Origin of the sequence: Cystobacter fuscus (genome assembly GCF_044360685.1) — a bacterium.
Classification (GTDB): Bacteria; Myxococcota; Myxococcia; order Myxococcales; family Myxococcaceae; genus Cystobacter; species Cystobacter fuscus_C.
Map to the genome: position 1 here is coordinate 6,979,205 of NZ_CP043491.1, position 17,410 is coordinate 6,996,614.

At 68.6% G+C, this 17,410-nt stretch carries 17 protein-coding genes; 9 read left to right on the plus strand and 8 right to left on the minus strand.

What is annotated here, in order from left to right:
- Positions 1–19: 19 nt before the first annotated feature.
- A complete protein-coding gene (locus F0U63_RS28445; RefSeq protein WP_395834416.1) occupies positions 20–535 on the minus strand; it encodes a peptidylprolyl isomerase in 516 nt (171 codons plus the stop codon).
- Between the two features lie 711 nt (positions 536–1,246).
- Here F0U63_RS28445 and F0U63_RS28450 point away from each other — a divergent pair.
- The 6 genes from F0U63_RS28450 (at position 1,247) to F0U63_RS28475 (ending at position 7,825) form a co-directional block, all read left to right on the plus strand.
- Positions 1,247–2,161, plus strand: a complete 915-nt coding sequence (locus tag F0U63_RS28450) for a hypothetical protein (RefSeq protein ID WP_395834418.1) — start codon at positions 1,247–1,249, stop codon at positions 2,159–2,161.
- 148 nt (positions 2,162–2,309) lie between these two features.
- On the plus strand, positions 2,310–3,815 hold the full coding sequence (locus F0U63_RS28455; RefSeq protein WP_395834420.1) for an aKG-HExxH-type peptide beta-hydroxylase: 1,506 nt from the start codon (positions 2,310–2,312) through the stop codon (positions 3,813–3,815).
- A complete protein-coding gene (locus F0U63_RS28460; protein WP_395834422.1) occupies positions 3,812–5,257 on the plus strand; it encodes an aKG-HExxH-type peptide beta-hydroxylase in 1,446 nt (481 codons plus the stop codon). Before F0U63_RS28455 ends, F0U63_RS28460 begins: the two co-directional genes overlap by 4 nt.
- Positions 5,258–5,268: 11 nt before the next feature.
- Complete coding sequence (locus F0U63_RS28465) at positions 5,269–5,412, plus strand: hypothetical protein (RefSeq protein ID WP_395834424.1); 144 nt, start codon at positions 5,269–5,271, stop codon at positions 5,410–5,412.
- 89 nt (positions 5,413–5,501) lie between these two features.
- Positions 5,502–6,992, plus strand: a complete 1,491-nt coding sequence (locus tag F0U63_RS28470; protein ID WP_395834426.1) for an NAD(P)/FAD-dependent oxidoreductase — start codon at positions 5,502–5,504, stop codon at positions 6,990–6,992.
- Complete coding sequence (locus F0U63_RS28475; RefSeq protein WP_395834428.1) at positions 6,989–7,825, plus strand: phytanoyl-CoA dioxygenase family protein; 837 nt, start codon at positions 6,989–6,991, stop codon at positions 7,823–7,825. Before F0U63_RS28470 ends, F0U63_RS28475 begins: the two co-directional genes overlap by 4 nt.
- A 76-nt stretch (positions 7,826–7,901) precedes the next feature.
- Here the strand turns inward: F0U63_RS28475 and F0U63_RS28480 are convergent, their stop codons facing one another.
- The 6 genes from F0U63_RS28480 to F0U63_RS28505 all read right to left on the minus strand — a co-directional run bounded on the left by F0U63_RS28480 (position 7,902) and on the right by F0U63_RS28505 (position 11,449).
- A complete protein-coding gene (locus tag F0U63_RS28480; protein WP_395834430.1) occupies positions 7,902–8,681 on the minus strand; it encodes a hypothetical protein in 780 nt (259 codons plus the stop codon).
- Between the two features lie 65 nt (positions 8,682–8,746).
- Complete coding sequence (locus F0U63_RS28485) at positions 8,747–9,205, minus strand: hypothetical protein (protein WP_395834432.1); 459 nt, start codon at positions 9,203–9,205, stop codon at positions 8,747–8,749.
- 243 nt (positions 9,206–9,448) lie between these two features.
- The gene (locus F0U63_RS28490; protein ID WP_395834434.1) at positions 9,449–9,733 is read right to left on the minus strand and encodes a DUF5985 family protein; all 285 of its coding nucleotides are present in this window, start codon (positions 9,731–9,733) and stop codon (positions 9,449–9,451) included.
- Positions 9,730–9,987 (minus strand): DUF5985 family protein, encoded by a 258-nt coding sequence (locus F0U63_RS28495; RefSeq protein ID WP_395834436.1) that lies wholly within the window; start codon positions 9,985–9,987, stop codon positions 9,730–9,732. The genes F0U63_RS28490 and F0U63_RS28495 overlap by 4 nt, the downstream gene beginning before the upstream one ends.
- A complete protein-coding gene (locus F0U63_RS28500; protein ID WP_395834438.1) occupies positions 9,980–10,381 on the minus strand; it encodes a hypothetical protein in 402 nt (133 codons plus the stop codon). Before F0U63_RS28500 ends, F0U63_RS28495 begins: the two co-directional genes overlap by 8 nt.
- A 60-nt stretch (positions 10,382–10,441) precedes the next feature.
- The gene (locus F0U63_RS28505) at positions 10,442–11,449 is read right to left on the minus strand and encodes an ATP-binding protein (protein ID WP_395834440.1); all 1,008 of its coding nucleotides are present in this window, start codon (positions 11,447–11,449) and stop codon (positions 10,442–10,444) included.
- 174 nt (positions 11,450–11,623) lie between these two features.
- Between F0U63_RS28505 and F0U63_RS28510 the strand changes: the two genes are divergently transcribed.
- The 3 genes from F0U63_RS28510 (at position 11,624) to F0U63_RS28520 (ending at position 16,012) form a co-directional block, all read left to right on the plus strand.
- On the plus strand, positions 11,624–12,907 hold the full coding sequence (locus tag F0U63_RS28510) for a trypsin-like peptidase domain-containing protein (protein WP_395848437.1): 1,284 nt from the start codon (positions 11,624–11,626) through the stop codon (positions 12,905–12,907).
- A gap of 49 nt (positions 12,908–12,956) precedes the next feature.
- A complete protein-coding gene (locus tag F0U63_RS28515; protein ID WP_395834442.1) occupies positions 12,957–14,963 on the plus strand; it encodes a serine/threonine protein kinase in 2,007 nt (668 codons plus the stop codon).
- Between the two features lie 101 nt (positions 14,964–15,064).
- On the plus strand, positions 15,065–16,012 hold the full coding sequence (locus F0U63_RS28520; RefSeq protein ID WP_395834444.1) for a hypothetical protein: 948 nt from the start codon (positions 15,065–15,067) through the stop codon (positions 16,010–16,012).
- A 37-nt stretch (positions 16,013–16,049) separates the two neighbouring features.
- Here F0U63_RS28520 and F0U63_RS28525 read toward each other — a convergent pair whose 3' ends face one another.
- On the minus strand, positions 16,050–17,366 hold the full coding sequence (locus F0U63_RS28525) for a hypothetical protein (RefSeq protein ID WP_395834446.1): 1,317 nt from the start codon (positions 17,364–17,366) through the stop codon (positions 16,050–16,052).
- Positions 17,367–17,410 lie beyond the last annotated feature (44 nt).

Genomic DNA, 17,410 nt, shown 5'->3' on the forward strand with positions numbered 1-17,410 from the left:
TGGACGGCGGTGGCGCCGCTCAGCCCTTGACGTCCGCCGCGACCTTCATGGAGACGATCTTGTCGGGATCCACGACGGGCTCGCCGCGCTTGATCTTGTCGACGTTCTCCATGCCCTCGATCACCTGTCCCCAGACGGTGTACTGACGGTCCAGGAAGGACGCGTCGTCGAAGACGATGAAGAACTGCGAGTTGGCGGAGTTGGGGTTCTGCGCGCGCGCCATCGAGCACGCACCGCGGCCGTGGTTGGCGCTGCTGAACTCGGCCTTCAGGTCCGGCTTGGAGGAGCCGCCCATGCCGGCGCGGCCCGGGTTGAATTCGGGGCCCGTGGACTTGCCGAACTTGACGTCACCCGTCTGGGCCATGAATCCGGAGATCACGCGGTGGAAGACGACGCCGTCATAGGCGCCCTCGCGCGTCAGTTCCTTGATGCGGGCCACGTGGTTCGGAGCGAGATCGGGGCGCAGCTCGATGACGACCTTTCCCTTGGTCGTCTCCATGATGATGGTGTTTTCCGGATCCTTGATGTTCGCCATGTTTCCTTCCTTCTTTCGCACGGTGGTCATCGGACGCGGTGCGCACGCGGATCGTGGGCCCCGAGTCGGCGACCGTCGCACTTTGTCGATCGCCCTCGGGTTTGTCGACCCGTTCCATTGCGTTCGACGCGAGGTGTCAGGAGGAGTACCTCCCCGTGCCCCGTGAGGAGACCCTCGTGCCGCGCGTGGCCGTGCCCGTCCCCCTACCCTCCGTGTAGTATCCACCCTCCTACCCGGGGACGGGCACCGCCCGCGCGGAGGGCCCCGTGAGTCCCGCTCCCGAGCCCCCCACCCCGCCGGACGCCCCGGCACCCGGGCACGCCTGGCCCTCGTGGGCTGGGGACCGCGGCGCTGCAAGTGGCCAACGATTCGCGCGCTGATCGATAGCAACCAAAGGCTCGTCGTGTTTCGGGAACTCCACGAAACCAAAAGCACGGCGCCGTTCGATGCCCTCGACTGGTACCTCGACCCATCGGGCCGGCGGAATACAACTCTCAAATAACAAGAAACCAACAACCGTATCAGGGTATAAATTCAGTTTGACAATATAACTTCTCAACGACAAAATCGTGGGAGATGGTGAGGATGGAGTTTCTCTGACAAGTATTTCATGTCATCAGCGAGGTCTTCATGTCATTGACTGTTCATCGGCGAGCGCGGACTCTTCTCTTCGGCATTTCATTCCTGGCAAGCGTAGGTTCCGCCACGGGAGTGGTCGCGGCGCCGTCGGACGCGCAACGGGGCGAGTTGCGCGTCCTCGTCGAGAACGTCACCCAGGCGAATGCGCGCCGATACGGAGCGACGGACAGCGCGGGCCGTTCCATGGACACCGCCAAGCTCATCAAGGATCCCGCCGGTGGCTACCTGGCCGTCTACCATACCTATATCAATGGAAGCCCGCGCGTCAGCGTGGCCGCCTCCAGCGATCTCATCAACTGGACCTTTCTCCGGGAGCTTGGCACGAACGCCTCCCAGCCCGACATCCGGGCCATGCCCAATGGCTCCTACGTGCTTGCCTGGGAGCAGGAGCCGAACAATCACATCGCGTTCCGCTACTACGCGAACCGCGGTGACCTGCTCAACGGCGTGGCCTCGCGCAGCTTCGACACGTCGCGCACCCTGTCCTCCTGCGCGGAGGGAACGCCCAACCTCTACTCGGTGCAATTCCTGCCCGACGTCGACCACTCGACCATTGATGTGGGCGGCCATTACTACTGGAACTGCGACCGGGACCGGCAGCAACTCGGACGGTTGACGAACTTCAATTCCTGGAGCACGAGCGCCCAGAACAACGTGGACAACTCCTTGTTGTACTGGGGGGTCGGGGGCAACATCGGCGACAGGGATGCCCTGCACTACAAACAAAATGTCTATGGCCTCATCGAAGGGCAGTACACCAAGAACGACTTCGGCTCCTGGCGTGTCTTCATCTTCGACCACCAGACGGGAAACGCCGAGCCGCTGAACATGCGCACCGACAAGGGCAGCACGGCGTTCGCCAATCCCTCCTTCACCGCTTTGACCGCGCCGAACGGACAGAGGGCCATCGCCGTCAGCATCTTCCTTCCCAGCGAGGGCGCGAAGCCGGGAGAGGCCGGCCAGTTGATCTACTATCGGACCTACTGACGCCGCCTCGGTTCCCGCCCACGCCCTGGGAGGCCGTGGAAACCATGCCGCGCCTCCGTCTTCGCGAGGCACCCTTGCGGCAGGATCATTTGGCCCAGTAACATCACGAGGCAATGCTGGGCTGGCCGGGATTCGAGGAGACAACAGCGTGCAACCAGGGGAAGTGATCCAGCAACTCGACGGGCGGCTTCAGCAGCATGAGCAGTTCGGAGACTCGTCGAGGATCGTGGGGCGCGTCATCGAGCGCTACAAGTTCGCCCTGGAGGTGCTGGCGCGGCGGGACGAGCGGCTCCGCGAGTTCTCGAGCCGCATCGAGGGGCTGGACGTCGAGTCGGCGGACGTTCTCTTCGGTGACCTGCTGGTGCGGGCGGAGTTGGAGGCAGCGATCAACCGGCTGGAGACGACGGGACCGGCCGGCGCGTCGAGCGAGTCGCTGCCCTGGCTTCTTGGCGAGGCGCTCACGTCACTCGCTCGAGACCGGAGCATGGGCGTCTCGCGCGGGGCGATGAAGCGCGACTTCGCCGTGGGGCCGGCCAGGCGGACCTGGGTGTGGGATCTCCCGGACGAGCCGACGCACGTGGGCGACCTGCTGCGCGAGAGCATTCGCACGGGGTTCATGCCGGGCGCCGAGAGCAGTGTCGAGATCATCCGCCCGACGCCGCGCATGATCGAGGGGCTCGAGCGCGCATGCGCCCTGCTCTACCGGCTCGTGCCACGGATAGCCGACAGCGTCTTCCAGCACCTCCACTCCATTGCCGTCGCGAACATCCGTGGTCCGCGGGGCCGGATGCTCACGGGCTCCGGGGGGGACGGCACCCCGTGCATGATCTTCATCGACCCCGATGAGCTGGACAACCCCTGGGACACCGCCGGCCACATCCTGCACGAGGGGATCCACCTCAAGCTCTCGGATCTGATCCGCACGGGCGCCATCGTGACGGAGGACGGACCCATCGAGCTGCCGTGGGGGCGCAAGACGGCGCTCTCCAACAGCGTCTTCGCCTACCACGCGTACGCGCACATGCAGGTGTTTCGCGCCGCCGTGCAGAACCTCGGGCCCTCGTGCCACGCCGAGTTCGGCGCGCCTCACGACTACGACGCACCGGCGCACGCCATGTCGGTGGTGAACAACAAGACCACGTCCCCCTTCTCCCGGGCACAGGAGCGGCTCGAGTACCTGCACGAGCAACTCTCGGGGCCCCTGTCTCCGCGGGTGACGCCGTACGGACGCGAGCTGGTCGCGTGGCTCTGGGACACGATCCGTCCCCTCGCGGCCCTCGTCGGTGAGCGGCCCGTGTCCCGCGCCGAGGCCACCGCCGAGGCGCCGCCGGCCCCCAGCCAGGCGCCCTCCTCCGCTCGCTATCGGCAGGGCCAGGGCCTCTCCCTGCGCCGCTCGCCCTCCACCCAGGTGCTCTTCGCCCTGGATCCGGCCTCGCGGAAGATCGTCACCTTGAACCTCGCGGCCTGGCTCGCGTTCGAGCTCTGCGAGGACAAGACCGAGCACGAGGTGCTCTCCGGGTACGCCGCCTCGCTGGGGCTCGGGACCGAGCACGCCTGGGCGCAGCTCGCCCCCACCCTCGAGGGACTCGTGTCGAGCGGAATGATCGAGCGGGTCTCCACGGGGACCCGGTCCGTGGAAGGGGTGTCGCCGTGAAGAACCATTCGGACGCCGTGCACGCGTCGGACAAGGCGTTGTCGGACCACCCCTTTTTCGGGGACTCGCCGAGGATCCTCGCCAAGGTGCTGGCCCGCTATCGCTTTGGTCTCGAGCTGTTCGCCGAGCGGCTGCCGTCGATCGCTCGCGCCGCGGCCGCGGTGGAGGCGCTCGGTGATGCCGACGCGCGCCGCATCTTCTTCGATCCCCTCGTGCGGCTGATGCTCGAGCGGGCCTTCTCCGACCTCGAGGCCGGCCGTCTGGCGTCGCCCCACCCGCTCGAGGAGATGCTGCCCGGGGCGCTCGAGGCGCTTCCGCTCGGCCTGTGCGAGTCGCGCATGCCGTCGCGCTGGCGCGTGGGCTCGGAGGTGCCGAAGTGGTTGTGGGACGTGGCCAGGCCGGCAGACCCCTACTCCAAGGCGCTCCACTCGGCGTTCGATGGCATCTTCGGGGCGAACCCCACGAGTGGCGGGACACTGCTGAGCCCGGACGCGTCCGCCCAGCGGAAGATCCAGGACTCCATCGAGCTGCTCTCGCAGCTGCTGCCGCATTCGGGCGCGGCCGCGCTCACGCACATCGAGGCCATCGCGCTGCTCAGCGCCCGCCTCGAGGGTGGCACCGTCCTGTCGGCCGCGGGGGGCGACCTGACGCCCTCGACGATCTTCCTGTCGCTCGAGGATCTCGGCAACCCCTGGGACATCGCCGGGTGCCTCCTGCACGAGGGGCTCCACATGAAGCTCTTCGATGCCACCCGCTCGGTCTCGGTCGCGGCCGAGCCGAACGAGACGATCCAGGTGCCCTGGCGCAACGTGCGCTGGTCCATCGTGCGCACGGTGTTCGCCTACCACGTGTACGTGCACCTCTCGCTCTTCAAGGCGGCCGCGCTCTCGGCGGATCGCGCGCTGATCGACCGCTTCGGCGACCCGTCGGCCTACGTCGTGCGCCCGCATGCGATGTCGGTGGTGAACAATGACAACGCGTCCCGCTTCGGGCGCTCGATCGACCGGGCGCGCTACCTCGGAGAGCGGCTCCAGAACGCCTGGTCGCACCTGCTCACGCCCCAGGGACGGGAGTTCGTCCGGTGGCTGAGCGATTCGCTCTCGCCTGTCGATCGCGAGGTCTTTGGCGAGGTGGCCCCTGCCACGAGCGCGGGCGATCCCACCCGGGCGGCCTACCGCAAGGTCAACGGCGTGCGGGCGCGTCCTTCGACCCAGGGGGAGTGCCTGATGGTGTTCTCGCCAGGGTCGCCGAAGATCCACTGGCTCGATCTGAACGCGTGGCTGATCTTCGAGCTCAGCGATGGGCTCACGTTCCCCGAGATGGAGCGGGCGTACCTCGAGGTCGTCGGCGGTCGCGTCGATCACGACGAGGCGCGGCGCCAGCTCCGCTCCGGGCTCGACACCCTTGTACGCAGTACCCTCGTAGAGCCAACCTGGCAGTAAGGAGAAGCCGCATGAGCAATGGAACGAAGTGGCTTGAGACCGTGAAGAACCTGGTGGCCGACAAGCAGAAGCTGCAGGCGCCGAGCGTGACGTGCGGGTCGAGCGCGGAGCGCCAGTGGTGGCCGCCCTACGTCGTCGAGACGAAGAAGAAGTAGGCCTGACCTGACTTCCTGGTCGGCCTGATGGCCCGCCCGCCGTGTCCAGCAGCAGCGGACGCGGCGGGCACCATCGCGAGCGCCGGCGAATGACTGACTTTTCTGACCTGCCGAGGGCCGGCGAGCGAATGAACACCTATGACATCGTGGTAGCGGGCAACGGCGCGCTGGGCCTGGCGACCGCGCGTGCACTCTCTCGACAGGATCCGCAGCTGAGGATCGCCGTGGTGGGTCCCGTGGCGCGAACCGCAGGGGCGTCCGCGGCCGCGGGGGCGATGCTCGGTTGTTATGGCGAGGTGACGGCGCCACTGCTGCGCACGGCCCCGGGCCGCGCAAAACTGGCCAAGGGAATGCTCGCCGCGCGCCTCTGGCCCGCGTGGCTCGAAGAACTCAACAGCGAGCTGCCCTCCTCCGAGCAGGTGCACATCAACCCGGGCACGATCGTGTTCAGCAACGCGAAATCCGGGACGATCGAGGACGAGAACTACGCCGCGATTCAACAAGCCGTGAAGGAAGGCGCAGAGCCCTGTGAGGAGCTCGACCCGAACCAGGTTCCCGGATTGAACCCCGCGGAGGACTGCCGGCCCAAGCGGGCGCTCTTCCTGCCTCGCGAGGGCTCGGTGGACGCCAGCCGCCTGTTGAGGGGGCTCACCCTGGTGCTCGAGCAGTCCCCGAAGCTGTCGCTGGTGGACGGGACGCTCAAGGCGCTCGATGTCCAGGGCGGACGCATCACCGGGGTCCGGCTCCAGGACGGGCGCACACTCGCGGCGCCCCGTGTCGTGCTCGCCATGGGAGTTGGAACCCAGGCCGTGCTCGATGAGCTCCCGGAGCTCGCCCGCCGCATCCCGCGCATCTTCTGTGGAGGCGGTACGTCCCTGCTGCTCGAAACGCCGAGGCCGACGCTCCAGCACGTGGTGCGGACACCGAACCGCGCGTTCGCCTGCGGCCTCCACGGCCTGCCCCGCGCGGGCAACCAGCTCTATTTCGGCGCGACGAACATCCTGATGGCGCGGCCGATGCTGCGCACCACCCCCGCGGACATGTTCTTCCTGCTCGAGTGTGTGCTCGAACAGATCGATCAGGATCTCTGTGCGGCACAGCTCGTCGGGTGGCAGGCGGGCAACCGGCCCGTCACGGTCGACACGTGCCCACTGATTGGCCCGACGTCCTTGGAGGGCCTGTGGTTGCTCACCGGCACGTACCGCGACGGCTTGTTCCTGTCGCCGCTGCTTGGCCAGCACCTGGCGCGGCGGTTGTGTGGCCAACCCGGGCTCATCAACGAGGACTTCCCGCCGGAGCGCAAGCCGATCTCCCTCTACACGCTGGAGGAGGCGCGCGCGGAGGCGCTCAAGCACTACCTGGCCATGGGCTGGGAGCACGGCATCCGGCTGCCGAAGGTCGGTTGGCACCGCGCCTTCCCGCGCTTCTACAAGCAGATGCTGGACTCGCTTTACGCGGAGCTGGGAGAAGAAGAGTTCGTTCTGCCACCCGAGCTCCTGGCGATCGTCGACAGCAACCGCGCGGCGATGGTGCCGTTCTTCCGCAACTACTACGCCGAGGTCCGCAAGGCCTGGGCGTGACGAACGCGCGGGGCGTCACCCTTCCCTCCATGACACTCCATCAGAACGCACAGGCGCTGAGCGATGCGCGGGTTCAGCGGTTCATCGAGGAGGGTTTCGTCAGGATCGACGAGGCCTTTGCCCGGCAACTGGCCGAGGAGGCCCGCGCCATCTTGTGGCGGGACACGGGCTGCCATCCAGAGGAGCCGTCCACCTGGACCCGGCCGGTCATCCGGCTGAACCAATACGGACAGGCGCCTTTCGTCGAGGCCGCCAATACCCCCCTCCTGCATCGGGCCTTCGACCAGTTGGTTGGACCGGGACGGTGGGCGCCACGCGCGACACTCGGCACCTTCCCCATCCGCTTCCCCTCCTCCGAGGACCCCGGTGATGCCGGCTGGCACATCGATGTCAGCTTTGGAACCGAGGATCCCGACTTCATGTCCTGGCGCGCGAACGTCACGTCGAAAGGACGGGCGCTGCTGATGCTCTTCCTGTTCTCCGATGTGGGAGAGAAGGATGCGCCTACGCGGATCCGGGTCGGCTCCCATCTGGAGATGGCCCGCAGGTTGGCGCCAGCAGGAGAAGCCGGTCTCACCCTGCGTGAGTTGGCCGCCAACGGCTTCGCCGAAACGGAGGCTCTGCCGGAAGTGCTGGCCACCGGGGAGGCGGGAACCGTCTATCTCTGCCATCCCTTCCTCGTTCATTCGGCCCAGCCCCATCACGGGACGCGACCGCGGTTCCTCGCGCAGCCGCCGCTGCTTCCCACGCAGCCGCTGCGGCTCGAGCGGCCGGACGCCGCCTATTCGCCCGTCGAACGGGCGATCCGCGATGCCCTACGGTTGAGTTCCTGAGAAGGCAGAGCCCGCGCGTTCCGCCGTGCATCCGGCCGCCCCCCTCCCCGGCGGGGCGGACCCATGGGGCCCAGCGCTATTCGATGTAGACCGCGACGGTCGCGCTGCACGCCGTGTTGGCGGCGCAGCCCACCCGGATCTGATAGTACCCGGCGGAGGGCACGGCATAGACGAGCTCGGCGGCGCTCGCGCAGGCCGCTCCCGCGTTGTCGTTGTTCGCGACCTCGGCCGTGTAGCCGCCGTTGCTCTGCCGGAAGAGCCGCAGGAGGGTGTCCCCACTGGCGCTGGCACCGAAGGCCGTCGTGCCACAGGTGCTGACGCGGATGACCTCTCCTCCGTTGAAGTAATACTGCTTGTTGAAGGTATTGACGGTCGCGTTGTGGGTGTTGCTCAAGCTGGGAGCGGTGAAGGTCGCCTTGCGGCGAGAGAGCGCGACCGTGCCCGAGCAGGCGCCGACGTCGAAGCATCCCGCCCGGAGCGTGTAGATCCCCGAGACCAGGGCCGTATAGACGATTCGGGAGCCCGTGGAGTCCCATCCACAGGCTTCGGAGTCATCGCTGGCGGCCACCTGGATCGATGAGCCGTAGAGGCGAAGGTAGGTATCGCCCGTGAACGCGCTGTCGGTCAACCCGCAGGTCCCCAGCATGATCGTCTCCCCCTTGGTCAGGGAGAGCTCACTGCTCGCCGAGTTGTCGGGGTCCTGCGCGCTGTGGGTGTTGGAGGCGCTGTAATCGAAGAACGCCAGGCTGTTCTTCACGGTCCCAGGCCCCGGGTCTTCTTCCTCGGGAGGCGCCAGGCCCCCCCCACAACCGGCGGCCAGCAGAAACACTTCAAGGATGAGCAGGCGGCGCATCATGACAGTCCCTCGGTGATGGAAAGCCTTTCGGCCCTTCGTTATCGGCCCCCGTGCGAAGCAGCGGATCACGGCAGGCCATTGCAACTGCCTGGGACCAGTTCCCTGCGGAAGACCTCGATGCCATTCCACGTGCAGACCAGGCTCCGGCTGGGATTGTTCGCGGCGTTGAGGGCACAGTTGTCCAGCGCGTACTGGCAGGGGATGTTGTTGGTCGTGACGAAGTTGTGAGAGCCGCAGATGTAGCCCTGGTACGTGCCGGTTCCCGAGGAGATCTGGCAGACGAGCGGATTGCAGGCCCCGGCGGCCACCTCCTTGCGGTAGACGAGCCGGTCATTCCACGTACAGTAGAAGCTCGTCCCGGGATTGGCCTCGGCCTTGCGCATGCATTTGCGGCGCGCATCCTGACAGGAGATGCTCTCGGTGGTGATGAAGTGGGACGAGGTGCCGCACGTATAGCCCTTGTAGGTGCCCGGGCCCATGGCGTCCGCGCAAGAATCCCCGAGCGCGGGCTGCTCGGGAATCAAAGCCTCTCCCCGGCTCGCGCCGCCCCTCCCCTGATTGTCCAACGGCACTTCAGAGTCACAACCCCCCAGAAGGGCGGCCAATGACAAAACGACGAAGGCGCGATGCGGTGTCGGCATGGGTTGTCTCCTGGTACAAGGAAATGAATAGCACCAGGCCCCGCGAACACTCCTTTGTCCTGGAGTGCCTGCCGTCGTCAGAATTGAATCATTCGCGCGCGGAGCCGCCCGCGCGGCGGGGGCGCCTCACCTCGTCGTCCGGCGATTGCCGCGAGGCCTCGCCCAATTCTTGTCCGCGATGGCCACCAGGATGAGCACGAAGGAGAGCAGCCGGATGAGATACACCACGAGGACGTGCTCGTTCTCGCTGCCCCTCAGGAGCATCATCATCACCCGGTGCAACGCCATCATGCAAAAGGAGGCGGCGAAGAACCCGAAGAAGCGATCACCCGTCTTCCTCCAGAAGCGGAGGAAGAACAGCCCCGCGACGAGGCACAGACCCGAGGTCATGCCGGAGAGGAAATCGTTCATTCGGAATCCCACACGAGGCCATACACCAGGAGCGCGAGCGCCAGGAACCCGGACAGGTTGCGAAACAACAGCAGATCCCGGCCGGGGAAGACCAGCTTGTCCAGCACCAGCAGCGCGTTGTTCACCGCCAGCCCGACGAAGCACAGACTGCTCCACAGCAGCAGGCGCACCCGGTTGCGGGCATAGCCCCGCAGCAGCAACACCGCGCAGGCCAGACTCGTCACCGCGCACAGAAGGAAGACCGCATCAGCCATTGTCATCCCCCTTCTTCCGCAGCCGGAAGGCGTCGGCGAAGGTTCGAATCTTGTCGACCGGTTTGGAGAAGATGAGGTTGATGACGGTCACCCGGCGCGTGGGATACGCCGTGGCCAGACCGCGCACCGCCGCATCCAGCGCGGCACTCTCCGGACCGTAACGGTACCCGGCCTCGCCGCCGTCGGCCCGCGTCAGGAACCCGTCGTAGGTCAGGTCCTCCAGCCGCTCGCCCGCGGAGAGCGGGGAGATGCGCAGCTCGCGAGCCACCGACTCCGCGTTCCAGACCCTCTCCGGGTGCTGCAACAGCAGCAGCAGGATCTCCAATTGCTCCACGGAGTCGATGTTCTCGGCGATGAGCCGCCGGACTTCCTCGGGAAGATCGCCAGCCCGCAAACGTCATCCCACCCTTTCTCCCCACGAACCTGGGGCAGGCGCTCGTACCACCACCTCCGCTCAACCCCGGGGCAGCACCACGCAGAACGTCGTGCCCTCGCGGCCCGTGGACTCCACCGACAGCCCCCCTCCATGCAGCCGCGCCAGCTCCGAGGCGATGTACAGCCCCAGTCTTCCCGTCGAGCCCTGGGCCCGGAAGGGCTCGAAGAGCCGCTGCCGATCCTCGTCCGTCAGCTCCGGCCCCTGATCCCTCACCCGCATCGTCACCATGGAGGGCGTGGACTCCAGCTCCACCCGCACCTCGCCCCCATGCCGCCCCGCCTGCTCCAGCAGCGCGTCCAGCATGCGCTGCACGCGCTCCGCATCGAAGCGCAGCTCCACCGGCTCGCGCGGCACCTGCTCGCTGAAGCGCACCCCGGGCAGGCGCTGGCGCGAGGACTCCAACGACTGGCGCAACCGGGCCCCCAGATCCGCCATCACCGGCCGCAGCGTCACCGCGTGCGCCGCCAGGTGCGCCGCCTCCTGGAAGTCGCGCGTCAGGCCCTCCAGCGTCCGCAGGTGCTCGCCGAGCCGGTGCAGCGCCTCGCCGTCCGCCCGGCCCTGCTCGCTCAGCCGCTCCAGCTCGGAGCGCGCCGAGGACAATGGCCGCGCGAAGCCCTCGGCCACCCAGTCTCCCAACCGCTCCACCGCGGACGTGCCCTCCAGCGGCTTGGGCTTGGGCGCGTGCGCCAGCGCCTTGCGCACCAGCCCCTCGAAATCCGTGATCTCGAAGGGCTTGTGGAGGAAGGCGTAGGCCTCGGGCGCTCCGTGGGGAAGCACCGCGCTCAACAGGATGATGGGCACCGGGCCCAGCAGCTCGTCGCCGCGCATGCGTCGGCACAGATCCAGGCCGCTCAGACGCGGCATCATGTGGTCCGTCACCACCAGCTGGGGCCGGCGCGCGCGCGCGAGGCTCCAGGCCTCCTCGCCATCACGCGCCTGGATCACATCGTGACCGAGATCCTCGACCACCTGACTGAGAACTTCGAGCACCGCGGGCTCATCGTCCACCACGAGGACGAGACTCATAGATCCCCCATCCAGTCAGGCGGCCCCCCCACCCGTCCAGCCCGTTTTGGGGAATGCCGCTATCATTGCGGAGTTCCCGACATTCAACGGGCGGCCCGCCTGCCGCGGGGCGTCCGCGCAACAGAGGAGACCAAGGACGTGAAGACGACCCAAGCAGTGCTCAGGGGCCTGGGGATGCTGGCGGTGCTGGCGGTGGTGGGAGGCGAGGCCCGGGCGGACCTGGCCCGGCGGCGCAACGAGGTGGTGGAGGTGGTGCAGAAGGTGTCCCCCGCCGTTGTCTTCATCGGGACCGAGCAGGAGGTGGAGTCCCCGTTCCGTGGACGGCGCTCCATCATGGAGGAGTTCTTCGGCGCGCCACCGCAGGCCCAGCGCACCCAGGGGCTGGGCAGCGGGGTGCTCGTGGACGCCAGCGGCGTCATCATCACCAATGATCACGTCATCCGGGGTGCCTCCGCCATCCACGTGGTGCTGGCCGACGGGCGTGAGCTGGAAGCGGAGGTGGTGGGCAGCGACGCCAACAACGATCTGGCCGTGCTCAAGGTGAACTCCAAGCAGCCCCTGCCCGCGGCGAAGCTGGGCACCAGCGCGGATCTGATGATCGGCGAGACGGTGGTGGCCATCGGCAGCCCCTTCGGGCTGAGCAAGACGGTGACGTCGGGCGTGGTGAGCGCCACGGGCCGGACCTTCAAGGCGGACGGGCGCACCTACAACGACTTCATCCAGACGGACGCGGCCATCAACCCGGGCAACTCGGGCGGTCCGCTGCTCAACGTGGACGGCGACGTCATCGGCATCAACACCGCCATCTTCGCGAGCGCCCAGGGCATCGGCTTCGCCATCCCCGCGGACAAGGTGCGCCGCATCATGGAGGAGCTCACCCGCTTCGGAAAGGTGCGCCCCGCCTGGGTCGGCCTGGAGGTGGAGGGGCTGTCGCCGCGGCTGGCCCGGCAGCTCGGTTGGGATCGCACCTACGGCGTCGTCGCCCGGGAGGTGGAGCCGGGCAGCCCCGCCGAGCAGGCGGGCGTGCGCCGGGGCGATGTGATCGCCGAGATGGGCGGCTCCCGCATCTCCGACGCCGAGGACTACGTCACCCGCGCCCGCGGCTACCCCGCGCGCGCCGCCTTCCCCCTCGTCGTCTTCCGCGATGGCGAGGCGAAGACACTCCAGGTGACCCCCGTGGAGTTCCCTCCCCAGCTCGTGGAGGCGCTGGGCTGGAACCGGCTGGGACTGCGGGTGAAGCCGGTGCGCGGCGCCATGGCGGTGCAGTCGGTGCGTCCCGGCTCGGCGGCGGACGAGGTGGGCCTGGAGCCGGGAGATCTCATCACGCGCATCAACAACCAGCCCACGGCCGAGCCCGCGGCCTTCCAGGAAGCGCTCCTGTCGGCCCGGGGCAGCCGCAGCGTGTTGCTGCTGGTGCGGCGCGGACGTTACGGCTACCACGTTACCCTGCCTTTCTAGACAGGGGCCCTAGCGAAGCCCGGGCCGGGACCTCTAGCATGGGGCCCCAATGAATTCGGTTCGCTACCATTCCCTGGGGCCTCTTCTCTCGGGAGAGGGCTCGCGGGCCTTCCTCGGGCTCGCACTCGAGGAGGGCCGGGCGCCCCGGCCGGTGGTGCTCGTGTGGGCACCGCCCGATGTGGCCCGGGACGCGGAGCTCTCCGTGCAGCTCCAGCGCGAGACCCAGCGCGCCTCGGCGCTCGAGCACCCCAACATCCTGCGCGTGCATGGCCTGGCCCAGCTCGAGCCCGGCCTGGCGCGCATCACCGAGTTCGCCAACGGCGAGTCCCTGCGCCGGGTGTTGGAGGTGCGTCCGCGCATCCCCCCCGCCTTCGCCGCGCTCATCGCCTCGGACGTGGCCATGGGGCTGCACTACGCGCACCTGGCGGGCAACGACGATGGCACGCCGCTGGTGCACGGGGACGTACGGCCGGAGACGGTGATGGTCTCCTTCAATGGCGTGTGCAAGGTGACGGGCTATGGCGCCCTGAGCGTCGCGCCCCGCGAGCGCACCGGCCGGCGCGTGCGCAACCGCCGCAACTACAGCGCCCCCGAGCAGCTCAACGGCGGCCGGGGAGCGATGACCCCGAGCACCGACGTGTTCCTCCTGGGCCTGCTGCTGCACGAGTGCCTGTCGGGGCACATGCCCTTCCACGACGCGCCGGATGGGGATCAGGCGGTGCTCTCCGCGCCACTGCCCGCCCTGCCCAACGATGTACCGCGCGAGCTCGCCGCGGTGGTGACGCGCGCCACCGCCAAGCGCGTCCACGAGCGCTACGCCAACGCGCTCGAGTTCCGCGAGGCCCTGCTGGCCGCCGTCGATGGCGTCATCCCCCCGGCCAGCGTCTTCGCCGAGTTCCTCGCCCAGCTCTTCCCGCCGGACCGCGATGCGCGCGCCACGCGGCACCAGATGCTGGAGATGGGGCTGGCGGAAGTGGGACGCCGCGCCTCGCCCGGGAGCTCGGGAGCGATGCTGGCCGTCACGGCCCCGCCGCGGCGGCCCTCGGGCGCCATGGCGGCCCCGCTTCCCCCCGCCGCTCCGGACATCGCGGTCGACGTGAGCACCGACTTCGTGGACGTGCCCTTCGAGAACGAGGACGCGGACGCCGTGGACTCGGTGCTGGAGATCACCGGCCGGCATGCCCGTCCGGGCGTGGCCAAGCCCCTGCCCCGCGAGGAGCCGGAGCCCGCTCCCGTCCGCCCGCGGCAGCGCCCCCCGTCCCCCGCGCCCAAGCAGGAGCAGGCCCCGGCGCCCGCGCCGGGCAAGCCTCGCTCGCACCTGCCCCTGATCGCCGGCGCGCTGGCCATCGCGTTCGCCGTCGTGGCCGCGGGAGGCGTCTTCGTGTGGCTCTCGGGCGAGCGGGTGCCGCCCGCCGCGCCCGTGGCCCCCCCTGTCGCCACTGCGGAGCCCTCCGCGCAGCCGCCCCCTCGGGACGAGCCCCCGCCGGAGGCGACGGCCCAGGCGCCGGACGCGCCCTCGGACACGGTCCCGGCCGTGGCCACCGCGCCGGACACCGAGGCTTCCTCGGCCTCGGACTCCGTGGTGCTCGCCGCGGGCACGCTTCCCTCGCCGCCCGTGCCCGGGGACGCGGAGGCGCCCACGGCCGGGAGCGCTCCGGTGACCACCCGGCTCCAGCTCTTCGTGCTGCCCGAGGTGGAGGTGTCGCTCGGGGGCAAGCCGCTGGGCCACACGCCCCTGTCGGTGCCGCTGCCGCCCGGTGCCCACACGCTGGAGTTGAGCATCCCCGCCAAGGGCGTGCGCACCACCCGCACCCTCACCGTGAACCCCCAGGGCGTGACGACCGAGCGCTTCCTGTTGGGCCGGGGCTCGGTGCAGGTGAACGCGCCTCCGGGCGCCGTCATCCTGCTGGATGGACACAAGGCGGGGCGCAAGCTGTCTCCGTGGGAGGGAGAGCACCAGCTCGTCGTCACCTCCGGGGAGGGCCGCTGGGAGAAGAGCTTCCGGCTGGAGCCCGGCCAGCAGTTGACCTTCGACGCGACGCCCACCCCGCCGTGACGCACCGGGACATGGACGGTGGAGCTGGAAGATTCCGTCCTGTTTGACAATGAACAGAGCCCTCCTCTATAGGTTTGAGCACCCAAGAGGGGGTAGAGACCATGCGGATGTGGAAGCTCGGCGCGTATGTGCTGGCGCTGATGGCAGTGGCTTGTGGTGGAGTAACGGAAACCGAAACACAGACGCCGGAGACGGAAGGCACGTTGAAGCTTCCCCTGACGGCGACGAGCGCGGACGGCAGGGTTTTCAAGCTGGTGGGCGCGGCGTTCGAAATCATGGGCCCCCAGCAGAACATCCTCATCACGGACACGTCGGCGGATACCGTGAGCGTGCCGCTCGCCATCGGCGCCTATTCCATCCGGTTGCATAGCGGGTGGCAGCTGGAGCGCGCGAACGAGCCGGGCCAGCGGCTGCAGGCGGAGTTGATCTCTCCCAATCCCTTGTCGTTCTCCATCGAGAAGGGAGCGACGTCCCAGGTGCGTTTCCTGTTCAAGCTGCAGGGCGAGGGAAGCGCGGACGTGGGCATCCACGTGGACAGCGGAGGCTCCATCTCGGGCGACATCCAGGTTCAGGCCGCCTCCTCGGATCCTCGGGATGGCCTCCTGTTCGACTCACTGGCGGGTCAGACGGTGCCCTTCACCCTGAGCTTCGAGACCTCCACGCTCAGCAAGTCGAGCGATGGATACGTGCGCCGGCTGCACGTGACCACGGGCCCCGTCACCCTGCAGTTCGGAGGGATGCCTTCCGAGGCCCTGACGAGCCGCGTCGCTCCGGCGTTGAATGGCACGACGGCCGAGTTCGTCCTGGAGGCCACGTCCGCTGGAAGGGTTCGCTTCATGGGCCTGCGCCTCGGGATGGGGACCAATGGCAGTCCCGATCGCATGTTCTTCTTCAACCTGCGCGAGCAGGACGTCCTCGAGTCCGTGCTCGACAGCGAGGGCTATCCCGCCGCGAAGCCCTTCCAGGTGAACTCGTTCGTCTCCATCGAGAAGCCCTACTCGGGCAGCCGGGTGGATGGCGCGGGACTCTTCCGCGTCACGCCGTATTGAGTGGTGGCAAGCGCGGGTTCCCCCCCCCGCTCGCGCCTCACGCGCTCTTGCGGCGGCGGATCATCGCCTCGTACGAGCGGCCCACGCCCTGCGAGAGGATGAGCAGCTCACCCACGTCGGGCGGGGTGAGCTGCCCCGGGCCATTGTCCACGTACAGCATGTGCACCAGCTTGCCCCGCACGAGCAGCGGGAGGATGACAGCCGTCGTCGGATAGTCCCCGGTGAGCAGCTTGTAGAACAGGCCCGAGGCCGCGTCCCGCCTCACCGGCCCCACGTAGTGCGCACGCGTGTCGCGCACCAGCCGGAACGTGCTCGGCCCCTGCAGGCCAATGCCCATGCGCCGCACCGCCGCCTCGCGCACCCCCTGCCCCATCCCGCGCCAGCCCGTCACCAGGCTGCCCTGCACGCTCAACAACAGACACCGCTTCCACTTGCCCAGCGCGAAGCGCAGCACCGTCGTCGCCACCTGCTCGCGATCCACGCTGCGCGACAGCTCCGCCTGGGCCTCGGCGAAGGTGAGCGGCGTGTACACCTGCTCCGGCGCGGGCACCCTCGGGCGCGGCACCTCCTCCAGCTCCAGCACCGACATGCGCCGCGGCGCCTCGCGGTGCACGGGCGGCACTGGCTCCGGGAGCGGCTCGGGCTCCGGGAGCGGCTCGGGCTCGAGCACTTCCCCCTCGAGGATGGTCTCGGAGGGCTCGAGGACGGGCTCGGAAACGGGCTCGGGCGCCGGCTCCTCCTCCACCGTCTCCACGAGATCCAACACCGGCTCTTCCTGGCTCGCCGCGCGCCCGCCCTTGAGCGCCTGGGCGTAGAGCGACTGGAACTCCTCCTCGCTGATGAGATCCTCGCTCCGCGCGCGCGAGATCGCCTTCTCTTCCTCCTGCTTCGCCCGCGAGGGCCGCACCGCGTTCATGTCGATGGAACGCATCGCGCGGAACGCCTTGCAGTAGCGCCGCAGGAGTTGGTTCATCCGGAACTCGGGGATGACCACCGGCACCACGCGCTTGCCCGTCTTGAACGCCAGCGCGTCGCGCGTGGCGATATCCCCCGGGTTGAGCATCGCCACGCTCATGCGCGTGGCGTCCACCCGCATGGGCAGGTAGTCCTTGTCGTCCGCGTCGCTCGGGTCCACGAGCGCCAGCGCTCGCGGATCCGGCACCATCTCGCCCGACGCCGCGGACACGCCGTGCTGCTGGCCGAGCACGCGCGCCAGCTCCTGCTCGGACAGCAGGCCCAGCTCCACGAGGTTCGTCCCCAGCCGTCCACCGTGGACGACCTGGGACTCGAGCGCTTCCTCCAGCGCCTCGGGGGTGATGAGCTTTTCGTGGAGGAGCAGTTCGCCCAGGCGCATGACGGCCTGGGCTTGTAGCCGCCCGCTGGCGCTCTCCGCAAGAC

Excerpts from the sequence above, each read along its gene's own strand:
- F0U63_RS28445 (WP_395834416.1), bottom strand. The coding sequence starts at position 535 with ATGGCGAACATCAAGGATCCGGAAAACACCATCATCATGGAGACGACC.
- F0U63_RS28465 (WP_395834424.1), top strand. The coding sequence starts at position 5,269 with ATGAGCAATGGAACGAAGTGGCTTGAGACCGTGAAGAACCTGGTGGCC.
- F0U63_RS28470 (WP_395834426.1), top strand. The coding sequence starts at position 5,502 with ATGACTGACTTTTCTGACCTGCCGAGGGCCGGCGAGCGAATGAACACC.
- F0U63_RS28480 (WP_395834430.1), bottom strand. The coding sequence starts at position 8,681 with ATGATGCGCCGCCTGCTCATCCTTGAAGTGTTTCTGCTGGCCGCCGGT.
- F0U63_RS28490 (WP_395834434.1), bottom strand. The coding sequence starts at position 9,733 with ATGAACGATTTCCTCTCCGGCATGACCTCGGGTCTGTGCCTCGTCGCG.
- F0U63_RS28495 (WP_395834436.1), bottom strand. The coding sequence starts at position 9,987 with ATGGCTGATGCGGTCTTCCTTCTGTGCGCGGTGACGAGTCTGGCCTGC.
- F0U63_RS28505 (WP_395834440.1), bottom strand. The coding sequence starts at position 11,449 with ATGAGTCTCGTCCTCGTGGTGGACGATGAGCCCGCGGTGCTCGAAGTT.
- F0U63_RS28510 (WP_395848437.1), top strand. The coding sequence starts at position 11,624 with ATGCTGGCGGTGCTGGCGGTGGTGGGAGGCGAGGCCCGGGCGGACCTG.
- F0U63_RS28515 (WP_395834442.1), top strand. The coding sequence starts at position 12,957 with ATGAATTCGGTTCGCTACCATTCCCTGGGGCCTCTTCTCTCGGGAGAG.
- F0U63_RS28520 (WP_395834444.1), top strand. The coding sequence starts at position 15,065 with ATGCGGATGTGGAAGCTCGGCGCGTATGTGCTGGCGCTGATGGCAGTG.
- F0U63_RS28525 (WP_395834446.1), bottom strand. The coding sequence starts at position 17,366 with ATGCGCCTGGGCGAACTGCTCCTCCACGAAAAGCTCATCACCCCCGAG.